Annotated in this window: 12 protein-coding genes; all 12 read left to right on the top strand. The window is 46.9% G+C overall.

Going from position 1 to position 12,509, the window contains the following annotated elements; genetic code table 11:
• Positions 1-86: 86 nt before the first annotated feature.
• Entirely contained in the window at positions 87-1,655 is a 1,569-nt protein-coding gene (gene trpE, locus AC1VYS_RS17650; protein ID WP_482910794.1) for an anthranilate synthase component I, read from the top strand.
• Positions 1,656-1,723: 68 nt separating this feature from the next.
• Positions 1,724-2,764, top strand: coding sequence for an anthranilate phosphoribosyltransferase (gene trpD, locus AC1VYS_RS17645; protein ID WP_482915040.1), 1,041 nt, complete (start codon positions 1,724-1,726; stop codon positions 2,762-2,764).
• A complete protein-coding gene (gene trpC / locus AC1VYS_RS17640; protein WP_482910793.1) occupies positions 2,754-3,542 on the top strand; it encodes an indole-3-glycerol phosphate synthase TrpC in 789 nt (262 codons plus the stop codon). Before trpD ends, trpC begins: the two co-directional genes overlap by 11 nt.
• Before the next feature lie 53 nt (positions 3,543-3,595).
• The gene (locus AC1VYS_RS17635; RefSeq protein WP_482915039.1) at positions 3,596-4,279 is read left to right on the top strand and encodes a phosphoribosylanthranilate isomerase; all 684 of its coding nucleotides are present in this window, start codon (positions 3,596-3,598) and stop codon (positions 4,277-4,279) included.
• The gene (trpB, locus tag AC1VYS_RS17630) at positions 4,276-5,472 is read left to right on the top strand and encodes a tryptophan synthase subunit beta (RefSeq protein ID WP_145331732.1); all 1,197 of its coding nucleotides are present in this window, start codon (positions 4,276-4,278) and stop codon (positions 5,470-5,472) included. Before AC1VYS_RS17635 ends, trpB begins: the two co-directional genes overlap by 4 nt.
• Positions 5,472-6,278 carry a tryptophan synthase subunit alpha gene (gene trpA / locus AC1VYS_RS17625; protein WP_482910792.1) on the top strand — a complete coding sequence of 269 codons (807 nt, stop codon included), beginning with the start codon at positions 5,472-5,474 and terminating at the stop codon, positions 6,276-6,278. The genes trpB and trpA overlap by 1 nt, the downstream gene beginning before the upstream one ends.
• Before the next feature lie 63 nt (positions 6,279-6,341).
• Complete coding sequence (gene hisC, locus AC1VYS_RS17620) at positions 6,342-7,442, top strand: histidinol-phosphate transaminase (RefSeq protein WP_482910791.1); 1,101 nt, start codon at positions 6,342-6,344, stop codon at positions 7,440-7,442.
• 26 nt (positions 7,443-7,468) lie between these two features.
• A complete protein-coding gene (locus tag AC1VYS_RS17615) occupies positions 7,469-8,563 on the top strand; it encodes a prephenate dehydrogenase (protein WP_482910790.1) in 1,095 nt (364 codons plus the stop codon).
• Between the two features lie 681 nt (positions 8,564-9,244).
• Positions 9,245-9,838 (top strand): RNA polymerase sigma factor, encoded by a 594-nt coding sequence (locus tag AC1VYS_RS17610; protein WP_482910789.1) that lies wholly within the window; start codon positions 9,245-9,247, stop codon positions 9,836-9,838.
• Complete coding sequence (locus AC1VYS_RS17605) at positions 9,835-10,470, top strand: anti-sigma factor family protein (RefSeq protein ID WP_482910788.1); 636 nt, start codon at positions 9,835-9,837, stop codon at positions 10,468-10,470. The genes AC1VYS_RS17610 and AC1VYS_RS17605 overlap by 4 nt, the downstream gene beginning before the upstream one ends.
• 44 nt (positions 10,471-10,514) lie before the next feature.
• Positions 10,515-11,114 (top strand): histidine phosphatase family protein, encoded by a 600-nt coding sequence (locus tag AC1VYS_RS17600; RefSeq protein WP_482915038.1) that lies wholly within the window; start codon positions 10,515-10,517, stop codon positions 11,112-11,114.
• A 236-nt stretch (positions 11,115-11,350) separates the two neighbouring features.
• On the top strand, positions 11,351-12,469 hold the full coding sequence (locus AC1VYS_RS17595; RefSeq protein ID WP_482910787.1) for a hypothetical protein: 1,119 nt from the start codon (positions 11,351-11,353) through the stop codon (positions 12,467-12,469).
• The last annotated feature ends 40 nt before the right edge of the window (positions 12,470-12,509 follow it).

Here is a 12,509-nt window from a genome sequence, read left to right as displayed (position 1 = left end):
CAGCTTATAACCAAACCTCTACCTGATGGTAGAGGTTTTTTGTCGTCATAACTTTCTTCTACCTAAATCTGAAAGGACGTGATCTGATGATAACGCCAAACGTTAATCAAGTATTGAAAATGTCAAATGAATATAATCTGATTCCGGTTGTTAAACGGATTTTGGCTGATATGGAGACGCCGATTCGTATCTTCCGCCGTTATGCGGACAATGACCGTGCGTTTTTGCTTGAAAGTGTAGAGGGTGGCATTCAATGGGCTAGATATTCCTTCATCGGTACGGATCCGTTTCTGATGATTTCGGGGAAGAAAGGCCGAATTGTGGTTGAAGAGGCAGGAAAGACTCGTGAACTTCCGGGCAAACCGATCGAAGAACTGAAAGCTTTGCTACGCAAATATCGGAGTCCGAAGATGGATGATCTTCCTCCTTTTACTGGTGGAGCCATTGGATTTTTTGGATATGACCTGTTGCAATATTATGAGAAGCTTCCAGCTCATGCGCTGGATGATCTGAATATGGATGACATACGTTTTATGTTTTGTGATCAAATTGTTGTGTTTGACCATGTGAAGCAGCACATGTTGCTCGTTGGCAATGTACATGTCAAAGATGGGGCAACCGATGAAGAGATTCGTCAGGCGTATGCAGCCACTTCCGAGAAGCTTGAACAAGCGGCAGAGCGTTTGCAGCAGCAAGGACCAGGTGAAAACCTGAACCCGCGTTCGATTCCGGGAGATGTGGAGCTTGGGGACATCCGTTCCAATCTGACAAAAGAACAATTTATCGGCAATGTGGAGCAAGCCAAAGAGTATATCCGTGCCGGAGACATTTTCCAAGTGGTGCTGTCCCAACGTTTTCACATTGATACGGAAATTTCGCCCTTACATGTATATCGCGTACTGCGGACGTTGAACCCGTCACCTTATATGTATTATCTGAAAATGGATGATGAGATCATCGTAGGCACCTCACCTGAGGCGCTGGTCAAAGTTGACGGCAATCGTGTAGAGACGCGTCCCATCGCAGGTACACGTCCAAGGGGAGCGACAGAAGCAGAGGATCGCGCTCTGGCAGCAGACCTGCTACAGGATGAGAAGGAACGTGCGGAGCATCTGATGTTGGTGGATCTCGGAAGAAATGATTTGGGCCGGGTATCTACTTTTGGCAGCGTGAAGTGTGACATGTTTATGGAGATCGAGCGTTACTCTCACGTAATGCATATGGTATCGAACGTTAAAGGCGAGCTAAGAGAAGACAAAGATTTCTTCGATGCTTTCCTCTCCTGCCTGCCGGCTGGAACCGTATCTGGCGCGCCGAAGCTGCGTGCGATGGAGATTATTGCGGAGCTGGAAAAGGAGGCACGGGGTGCCTACGCAGGAGCGATCGGATACCTTGGATTCTCCGGAAATATGGATGCATGTATCACAATCCGCACGATTATTTTCAAAAAGGGAAAAGCCTATGTGCAGGCCGGAGCCGGAATCGTATGGGACTCGGTGCCTGAGAAGGAATATGAAGAGACCGTAAACAAAGCCAAAGCATTGTTAAAGGCGATTCGGACGGCTGAAGCGATGTTCCCGGTAAAAGCTGCAGATCCAAAATTAAGTCTGGCTAACGCTGATTATTTTGTTACACCAACTTCGGCAACGAACTGAGAGAGGAGAGACTGGAAATGAACTTGAATCCAATCATGAATGACAGCCCGGTACTGCATGAAGCAGCAATTTCCCGGGAAGAAGGAATGAAGCAAGGACTCGCCAAAATTCTCGAAGGGCATCACCTTGAACAGGACGAGGCACGTGAACTGATGTATTCCATCATGAGAGGTGAAGCCACTTCGGCTCAAATCGGAGGGTTGCTGATGGCTCTGCGCATGAAGGGAGAAACGGTGGATGAGATCACCGGTTTTGCTCAAGCTATGCGCGGGCAAGGTGGACGCATACTGACAGATAGCAGAGGGCTGCTGGATACGTGCGGCACAGGGGGATCGGGTATTCATAAATTCAATATCTCTACAGCATCGGCCATTATTGCTTCTGCGGTTTCGGTTCGGGTAGCCAAACATGGCAATCGTTCAGCTTCCGGTAAAGCGGGCAGTGCGGATGTGTTGGAAGCGCTCGGCGTTAATATTCATCTGAATGGTGAGCAGGCCAGACAGTGTCTGGATGAGATTGGAATCTGTTTCTGTTTTGCTCAGGTGTACCATCCATCCATGCGTCATGCGGCGGCTCCACGAAAAGAGCTGGGTGTGCGCACGATTTTCAATATGCTTGGACCATTAACCAATCCAGCCGGTGCAGATCGTCAATTGCTCGGATTGTATGATCGTTCCCGGACGCCGATGATTGCAGAAGTGCTTAACCGACTTGGTTTGAAAAGAGCGCTCGTTGTTGCCAGCCATGACGGTCTGGACGAAATTAGTATCTCTGCACCTACACAGGTATCGGAGTTGCGAAACGGAGTAGTGCACACGTATGACATCGATCCACGCGATATGGGGCTGTCTTTGCATCCGCTCGAAGCGGTGCTTGGAGGAGATGCGGCACAGAACGCCGAAATTATACATCGGATCTTCCAGGGTGAGCGCAGTGCTTACCGGGATGTTGTGCTATTGAATGCTGGGGCTTGTATTTACGTATCCGGCTTTGCTGACAGCATTGCAGATGGTGTTAAAATCGCTGCGGAGGCAGTGGATTCAGGTAAGGCGGCAAGTAAGCTGGAACAGTTAATTCAGACAACGGAGGCGTACAATCATGTATCTTGATCGAATTGTTGCAACGAAACATAAAGAAGTGCAGGTTCTTGCACAGACTTTTAATATGGATGAGGCTATGCAAAAGATTGAACAATTACCGGTTGCACGCGGATTTGAACAGGCGCTGTCAAACAGACGCAATCGTAAGCTGGGGCTTATTGCCGAAGTGAAAAAGGCCTCGCCTTCAAAAGGTTTGATTCGTCCGGATTTTCATCCGGTAGATATTGCTTCCGCGTATGAACGCGCCGGTGCTGACTGTATCTCTGTGCTGACGGATGTTTCTTATTTTCAGGGCAGTAACGAATATTTACAGGCTATTCATCAGGCGGTGAACATTCCGCTGCTGCGCAAGGACTTTATTATTGACGAGAAGCAGATTGCTGAAGCGAGGCTTCTCGGTGCAGATGCTATTCTGTTGATTGCGAGTATCCTCTCACCGGTGCAGATTCGTCAATTTCTAACGTTTGCGAAAAGTCTAGGATTGGACGCTTTGATTGAAGTTCATGACCGGGCAGAACTGGAAACAGTACTGGAAATTCCTGAGGCGACACTTGTTGGCATCAACAACCGGAATCTGAAAACGTTCGAAACCAGTCTGAACACGACACTAGATCTGATGGAGTTGATTCCATCCGGTGTGACGCTGATCAGCGAAAGCGGGATTGACGGTGCGGAATCAACAAAACCCTTGATTGAAGCTGGTGTGCATGGCATTCTGGTTGGGGAACATCTCATGCGCAAAGACGATGTGGAAGCAGCGGTTTACGATCTGATGGGACCCAAATAATGAATAACTCGATATATGACGATACAGGTGCAGGTTCCCGTATACAAGGGAACTTGTTGCCGGCGGCCGTAAAAATATGTGGACTTCAGGACGTTGAAGTGCTAAAATCGATGATAAACTTGCCTGTGGACTATATCGGTGTCGTATTTGCCAAGTCCAGACGGCAAATTACTCCTGAGAAGGCAGCGGAGTTAAGATCGGTTTTGTTTGAATGGCCTTTACATGAACGGCCGAAACTTGCTGGTGTTTTTGTGAATCCGACGATGCAAGAACTGAAACATGTGATGGAAACAGTGTCTTTGGATGTCATCCAGTTGCATGGGCAGGAAAGTGCAGAATTCTGTCTACAAGTGAAAGAGCTCTGGCATGCAGATGTGTTCAAGGTCGTTTCTTTTCCAAAAGACGAAACAGAACAGGATGCGGATCATGCCGCTTTGCAACGGTTAAATGATTACGTGGGATCCGTTGACGCGATCTTGCTGGACACCTTTGATCCTTTGTATGGTGGCGGTTCTGGCAAAACATTTGCATGGGAACGTATACCTGTATACGCAGAATGGGCTGCTGAACGCGGTATTGCTCTGTTTGTTGCAGGCGGACTTCAGACGGACAATGTACAACATTTAATTCAAACGTACAGACCTTATGGCGTAGACGTATCAAGTGGCGTGGAGACGGAAGGTCTGAAAGATATATCCAAAATTACAGCATTTGTTGAAAGGGTGAAGCAGGCATGACACACCAATTGCCGGATGAACATGGGCGTTTCGGTCTTTTCGGAGGCCGTTTTGTACCCGAGACACTAATGAACGCACTGATTGAACTAGAGGAAGCGTACAGCCGCTTCTCTGAAGATGAAGAGTTTAACAAAGAACTGAATTATTTACTGAGTGAATACTCTGGGCGGGAGACACCGCTTTATCACGCAGAACAATTATCTCGCCACTTGGGCGGACCGAAAATTTATCTCAAACGTGAAGATTTGAATCATACAGGTGCACATAAAATTAATAATGCGATTGGACAAGGTCTTCTTGCCAAACGGATGGGTAAAAAGAAAGTCATTGCGGAAACCGGCGCAGGCCAGCACGGCGTTGCAACGGCAACCGTTGCGGCATTGCTCGGACTGGAGTGCAAAGTATTCATGGGTGAGGAAGATACCCAGCGTCAACAGCTAAATGTATTCCGCATGAAATTGCTCGGAGCAGAAGTCATTCCGGTAACGTCCGGCACACGTACATTGAAAGATGCTGGTAACGAAGCGCTTCGTTATTGGGTCAGTAATGTAGAAGATACTTTCTATGTGCTGGGATCTGTTGTCGGACCTCACCCGTATCCAATGATGGTGCGTAACTTCCAGCGCGTGATCGGAGACGAGACACGTCGTCAGATTCAGGAGATTGAAGGACGCCTTCCGGATGTTATTGTAGCGGCTGTTGGCGGCGGAAGTAACGCCATCGGTATGTTCTACCCTTTTATCGGAGATCAGGATGTAAAATTGGTCGGTGTTGAAGCAGCAGGAAAAGGTGTGGATACCGAGTATCATGCGGCAACGATGAGCAAAGGTACACATGGTGTATTCCAGGGCTCGATGAGTTATCTGTTACAAGATGAATATGGACAGGTGCAACCTGCGCACTCCATCTCAGCAGGTCTGGATTATCCAGGGGTTGGACCAGAACACTCCTATCTTAAAGATATTGAACGGGCTAAATATGTTCCGATTACGGATCAGGAAGCCTTGGATGCTTTGCAATTGTTAAGTCGTACGGAAGGTATTATTCCTGCGCTGGAGTCGGCCCATGCGGTTGCTCAGGTCGTGAAGCTGGCACCAGAACTGACAGCGGATGATATCATTGTAATCTGTCTGTCTGGACGCGGGGATAAAGACGTAGAATCCATTATGAAGTATACGGGAGGTAACTTGTAATGAACCTGATGGACCAAACCTTCCAGCAATTAAAAGAACAAAATCGCACAGCACTTATTCCGTTTCTTACCGTTGGTGATCCAGATGTGAACACTACCATTGATATTATCAAGGAACTTGAACAAGCAGGAGCAGACATCTTGGAGCTGGGTGTACCGTATTCTGATCCACTCGCCGACGGACCAGTCATTCAACGCGCTTCCGAGCGTGCCTTGAAAAGCCAAATTACGATTCGTACGGTGATGGAGACAGCGGCCAAAGCTCGTGAAGCAGGTGTGAAATTACCCTTTGTTCTGTTTACGTATTACAACCCTGTGCTGCAAACGGGTCTGGATATTTTCTTTGACGAGTTGGTCAAACATGATATCAGCGGCATGATTATTCCGGATTTACCGATCGAAGAGGCTGAGGATATGCGTCGCCGTGCCGATCAGGCCGGTGTTCATCTGGTTCCGCTTGTTGCGCCTACATCTAATGCCCGTATTGAGCGGATTGTGACTGGTGCGCGCGGATTTATCTATTGTGTATCATCTCTTGGTGTAACCGGAGAGCGTGCATCCTTTTTTAACGGTGTAGAAAGTTTCATTGAAACGGTAAAAGGGCTGACAGACCTTCCTGTAGCAGTAGGCTTCGGTATCTCCAGTCATGAGCAGGTCGCTCATTTCTCCCGCATCTGTGACGGTGTGGTCGTCGGAAGTGCCATCGTACGACAGGTAGAAGAGGCGATCCCGCTACTTGAAAATGCAGATACTCGTGAGGCAGGATTGTTGCAAATTCGCAACTTTGTGGCACAATTAAAAGGATAGTTTTATAATTCGAACTATTCTTTTAATCTTAACTCTAATTATGGTCAACAGGAGGCGGTCAAGTTGAAACCGAAATCCCAGATTGTCAATCTGCCTGTGTATAAGCCGGGCAAACCGATTGAAGAAGTAAAACGTGAGCTGGGGCTGGAGCACGTCATCAAACTGGCCTCCAATGAGAACCCGTACGGTAGCTCTCCCGCTGTGCTAGAGGCGATTACGAAAGAAATGGCTAACGTAAGCATTTATCCTGACGGCAGCTCTGCTGAACTTACAGCGGTGCTTGCCAAGCATTTGGGAGTAGAGCGAGACAATTTGATTTTTGGCTGTGGGTCGGATGAGATTATTGCTTTGATCACCCGGGCGTTTTTTCTCCCTGGAGACGAAACGATTATGGCGGATCAAACCTTCTCCGTATATAAAAGCAATGCAGATATCGAAGGTGCTGTGACGATTGAGGTGCCTTTAAAAAACGGAACTCACGACTTGCCGGCTATGCTGGCACATATCAACGACAAAACCAAAGCAGTCTGGGTGTGCAATCCGAATAACCCCACTGGCACGATTATTTCTGAACAAGAGCTTATTAACTTTATGGATCAGGTACCGTCAAATGTAATGGTTGTGCTGGATGAGGCTTATTACGAATTCGTAACTGACGGTGCTTATCCGCAGAGTATTACACTGATTGATCGTTACCCGAACTTGGTTGTTCTGCGAACCTTCTCCAAAATCTATGGTCTGGCATCACTCCGTATAGGATACGGGATTGCACGTCCGGAGATTATCGATCTGATTAATCGTGTACGTGAACCGTTCAATACTTCCCGTTTTGGGCAGGTTGCTGCAATGGCTGGACTTCAGGATCAGGCTTTTGTTCAGGAGTGTTCCAAACGGAATGCAGAAGATCGGGAATGGTTGCAAAATGAATTTTCACGACTTGGTTTACCTTATTTCCCATCGCAAGGGAATTTTATTTTAGTTGATGTGAATATGCCTTCCACCACAGCGTTTCAATCTTTGTTGAAGCAGGGCATTATTGTTCGTTCGGGCTTTCACGTCTATCCAACGTACATTCGTGTGTCTGTGGGAACAGCGGAGCAGAATCGTGCTTTTGTAGCGGCGCTGGAGAACACACTGGCGGAGAATGTCGCAGCACGCCCTTAATACTGGCGATGAAAGAGTGAGGACCCATGACCATAAAAATTGCAATGATTGGTGTCGGACTCATCGGCGGTTCTCTTGCGCTTTGCTTTAAAGGCAAGCCGGGGATTACCGTCATGGGATACGCACATTTGAAAGAGTTAAAAGACAAGTACATAGCGAGCGGAGTAGTGGATGCTGCAACGCTCTCTCTGGAAGAAGCGGTGCAGGATGCCGACTTCATTTTTTTGTGTGTGCCTGTTGGTTTGCTTGAATCGTATTTTGAACAACTGTCCAGACTGCCGCTGAAAAAAGGTTGCATCATTACAGATGTAGGCAGTACGAAAGCTTCAATTGCAGCCTGTGCGGAACAGATCCGGTTAAAAGAGGCTTACTTTATCGGAGGGCATCCGATGGCAGGATCGGAACGTGCGGGTGTAGACGCAGCGTCGGCTGTATTATTTGAGAACGCCTATTATGTTCTGACTCCGTCCGTTCATGTGCCTGAGGAGGCTTATGGCCGCTTGTCCGAGCTGTTAGCCTACACTCGTGCCCAGATTGTGCGGGTAGAACCGCTGCTGCATGACGATATTGTTGGTGCCATCAGTCATTTGCCGCATGTTATTGCTGTTGCTCTCGTAAATCAGGTACGTGAATATAACGAATCCAACCCACTGTATAAAATGCTGGCAGCGGGTGGTTTTCGGGATATCACGCGGATTGCGTCCAGCGATGCTATTGTCTGGAGGGATATTCTGCTGAGTAACCGAGAGGTATTGCTGGAGCTACTTAAGGACTGGAACAGTCAAATGTCTTCTTTTACAACGATGTTAGAACAGAAGAACGGGGAAGGCATTGAAGATGCGTTTCGTCAGGCCCGGGAGTTCCGCAGTGTGCTGCCTGAGCGACGCAAGGGCATGATATCTCCTTTATTTGATCTGTATACCGATGTGCAGGATGCTCCGGGTATGATCGGTAAAATAGCAACAGAGCTCGGGGCAAATGATATCAACTTGAGTAACTTGGAGATTATCGAGAATCGGGTCGATGTGCCAGGCATTATGCGTTTGTCTTTCCGTCAGGAAGAGGATATGGAACGAGCGAAGGCTTTGCTGGATTCCTTGGGATACCAGGTGTGGGTGTAAGGTGAAAAGAAGAGGGCGAAAGCTCTCTTTTTTTTGTGATTTGAGGAGAACTGCGTTTTTAGACAAAAAAAAGACCGCTTACATAAGCGGCCATTGCTCACGTGGAGCAATACAGTTATTGGATAGGAGTGGAGAGAAACCATACTGTACTTTTATTATATGTATACGTTTTCATTTTGTCAACACTTTAGACAAATTTATTTGTATAAACTTAGATTTAGAGGAGAAACGGAGCAATTAAGGTTTTAAATCTCATTAAAATCGTTCGCGAAGTAAATGAATGAATGATGAAGATCAACCTACGAAAAACAATTTCAAAAAAAATATCTCATTTTTGTAACCTTTCTAGATGTTATTACGTCTATAGTATGCAAGGCTTTCCAAGAGGCTGTATGAGGAAGTCATGACAACGAAATGGATGGCATATAAATGCTAAGTCGGACAAAAGTGGATAGCAATGGATTTGCCAGGATGATGCAGACCGTTGTACAATGTTACTGTTATGTAGAAACGTTGGGGAAATTGCCATTACATAGGGGAATTTGGCGGAAGGGCCTGGAAAGGCGCTGGACGCTTTTTTTATGCGGTTGAAACCGCAACTTTTTTACGCCTGTTCGGTAATACATGGATAGAGTCGAACGGGGAGAAGCACATGGATGGGCGAGGAGGGGTCGCACTCAAATGACGGATTCCCAGTTGATTCGAGAGATCAAGGAAGGTAACGTTGAGTTATATTCCGAGCTGATGAGTCGTTATCAGCGTAAAATACTGGCTTTCGTATATCATATGTTGAAAAGTTCCAATATGGAGCTGCTTGCGGAAGATCTCTGTTCTGAGACATTCTACAAGGCGTTCCGCAGTTTACACTCTTTCCGTGAGGTGGATGCTTCATTCTCCACTTGGCTGTACACCATTGCTAGAAATACGGTATTGAGTGAGCTTCGCAAACAGCGTAGTGGAAATGTACCGCTTGAAGAGAGCGGCGTAGTTCCTGTTGCTCCTATGGAGAATGCTCCTGAGCATGCTGTACTGCGTAGCGAGCGGGTTATGCTGGTTAGAGATGCGATTAACAATCTACCAGAGAAGCAACGTTCTGCGATTATACTCCGTGAGTATGATCAGCTCGACTATCAGGAAATTGCAGGTATTTTGGGGCAGAGCGTCAGTTCTGTTAAATCGCTTTTGTTCAGGGCAAGATCAAGCGTAAAATCACAGTTGGAGCCTTATTTCTTCGAGCCGATGTACGAGCCATATGAAGGGATGAAGAACCGATGAATTGCAATGAAGCCCAGGAACTGTTTGCATTGGTCTGGGACTTGCCGGAATCTCATCCACAGCGAATTGCGTTTCAAGCACATCTCGCTGGATGTGATGAGTGTTCGGAGCAGTTTGAAGTCTGGGAGGAAGCCCAGATGCTGCTGCACAGCATCCCGGTACCAGTGACAGAGCAACAAGCAGAGAGGGTCAACCGAAACGTAATGGACCGGATTTACGCGGAGTCTCCATGGCTGCTGCCAGAAGAGGCAAAGGTTAATCGTTTCTCTGCGGCAATCCGTAAACATATGTCTTTGTGGATTGCAGCATTCCTGGCTATTTTTTTATGCAGCTTTCTGTACATGGCCATGTTCAAGCCAGAAGTATCAGAAGCTGAGAAGTCCAATGTTATTACTACAGGTATACTGGAGACTGGGGTTGCCGGAAGTGCTTCCTCATCCTCGGGATTATACAAGTACGACATTCCACAAGCCGATAAAGGGAGTATCATCGAACCTTTTGTTGTGAGTATGGGGCCAGCTTATCCGCAATATTGGATGGCTTTGTCGCTACTTGCTATAGGGATGGCTTTGTTTTCACTTGGACGCATGCATCGATCAACAACTAAACGTAAACAAGGTGTGGGTGCGTAGGTTTTCAACCTGGCGTTCGCCGTGTGGAGAAATGAGGGATGAACGTGCGGATCGGACTTGTTCGTCATGGTCTCACAGATTGGAATGCGGCTGGCCGCATACAGGGGCAGACCGATATTCCATTGAATGAGGAAGGACGCAAGCAAGCAGAACGTCTTGGTAGACGTCTTCAGTCTGAAGAATACCACTGGGATCATATTGTGACGAGTGGTTTATCAAGGGCACAGGAGACGGGAGAGATCCTTTCACAGATGCTGCATGTACCTATGCTTGAACCAGACGTACGATTGAAGGAACGAGGTTTTGGTCTGGTTGAAGGCCTTACTTCAGATGAACGGATTGCCCGGTGGGGTGAATCCTGGGATACACTTGATCTGGGACAAGAGCATATCGTCGATATTCAATTACGTGCGATGGCTTTTCTGGATGATTTATGGTCTTCGCACGCGAATGAAAATGTACTCATTGTGACGCATGGCGCTTTTCTCGCCAACCTGTTAACAGCATTATATCAAGACAAATTTACAGAACGTATTGGTAATCTGTCGCTGACCATTTTGGAAAAAGATCGTGACGACTGGATTCCACTCCTATACAATTGCACGCAACATCTGACTATGGATACCGCAGAACAATCTGAGTGATAAGCTCGGGTTGTTTTTTTTATGCCATTTACTTTTGAGAGATTGTACGGAACCGTATATGAACTCTATTGTTTCTCTTCTGATTGATCGTCCTGGGGCATAAGATGAGGTAAAACAAAAAAAATTACAAAAAGAGGTTTAGATTGTGGAGAATCCGTCAACCATGTTTACAAAACCACACTGTTACAGGGCTGATCAGCAACCTAAAGCAGTGAAACGGGTGAGGCGATGGATCCATGAATCTAGCAGATATGCTGACTTTTGCTGATATTGGCCAGCTTAATCGAATAGCAGACTACTATCAATGTGAATGCAAGCCAAATTCCAAACATGAACTCATCCAGAGCATCCTCACGACATTGGGTAGTAAACCTTTCTTTGAGCAACAGGTACGTCAATTGAACCAGGCGGATCAACGTTTTTTGAACAACCTGTTATTTGATCCCCGCCAATTTTATGGTATGGAGGAGCTCATCGCCATAGCCCGTCAATCGATGGACAAAAAGGAGAGTGAGGCAGGTTCAAGTCCGCGTGATCTCATTATTCGATTTACCAAAAGCGGCTGGCTTTTCAATGGGACTTCACAACAGACAAGATATCTCTACCAAGTGCCTCAAGATTTGAAACTAAGGTTCAGAGACGTATTATCTACACATTTACGAGCAGGTATCGTTAAAACGACAGAACCCTCAATGTACCGCGAAGAATATCATCTGATGGTAGATGATCTAAAGTTGTTCCTTCAATTTGTGCAACAGCATGAGATCGCTGTGAATGCCGAAGGCATGATGTATCGTCGCTCACAGCAGCAGCTTATGGAGCATTTGCATATCCCTGAGGAGCTGGTAGGCAGAGCCGGTTGGCGCTTCGGATATGGTCGTTCGTTCAAGGACTACCCTGATCGCTTTGCATTGGTGTATGATTATGCGTTTCATCATCGATTGATTCGGGAAGAACAGGGATGTCTTCGGCTGACAACCGTTGGTGAAGAGAAGTTGGGGGCGGAGAAGGCAGCGGAAATGATACAGCTGTTTCGGTTTTGGTTAAGACTTTATAAAGGTGCTGTTCCAAACCTGACCTCGATGGTTTACTGGATCGGCGACTGTGCCGGCGAATGGTCCACCATGGAGTCGCTCTTTGAGCAAATTGGGCCATTTATCCAGCCGTTTTACTACGATACTGCAGAAGATATTTATGACAAGCGGATCATTAAAATGATGCTGCATCTGGGCATGATTCGTGTAGGGGAACATGAGCTGGGAAAAACGGTGCAAATGACAGCTTGGGGGTCAAAGCTTGCAGCTTCCTGCCGCTCCATCTCTGCTGAAGTTACACCCATTGCGTTTGACAAGTGAAGGACAAGTTGCTACAATCACTCCCAAATTAAGGAGTGAT

The sequence above is a fragment of the Paenibacillus sp. G34 genome (assembly GCF_056856875.1).
The sequence above is the reverse complement of the archived record's forward strand: the minus strand, read 5'-3'. Positions and strand labels throughout refer to the sequence as shown.

What these genes read in the sequence shown, in the direction of transcription:
- trpE (WP_482910794.1), top strand. Translation starts at nt 87, where the DNA reads ATGATAACGCCAAACGTTAATCAAGTATTGAAAATGTCAAATGAATAT.
- trpA (WP_482910792.1), top strand. Translation starts at nt 5,472, where the DNA reads ATGAACCTGATGGACCAAACCTTCCAGCAATTAAAAGAACAAAATCGC.
- AC1VYS_RS17610 (WP_482910789.1), top strand. Translation starts at nt 9,245, where the DNA reads ATGACGGATTCCCAGTTGATTCGAGAGATCAAGGAAGGTAACGTTGAG.
- AC1VYS_RS17595 (WP_482910787.1), top strand. Translation starts at nt 11,351, where the DNA reads ATGAATCTAGCAGATATGCTGACTTTTGCTGATATTGGCCAGCTTAAT.
- trpB (WP_145331732.1), top strand. Translation starts at nt 4,276, where the DNA reads ATGACACACCAATTGCCGGATGAACATGGGCGTTTCGGTCTTTTCGGA.
- AC1VYS_RS17605 (WP_482910788.1), top strand. Translation starts at nt 9,835, where the DNA reads ATGAATTGCAATGAAGCCCAGGAACTGTTTGCATTGGTCTGGGACTTG.
- AC1VYS_RS17615 (WP_482910790.1), top strand. Translation starts at nt 7,469, where the DNA reads ATGACCATAAAAATTGCAATGATTGGTGTCGGACTCATCGGCGGTTCT.
- trpC (WP_482910793.1), top strand. Translation starts at nt 2,754, where the DNA reads ATGTATCTTGATCGAATTGTTGCAACGAAACATAAAGAAGTGCAGGTT.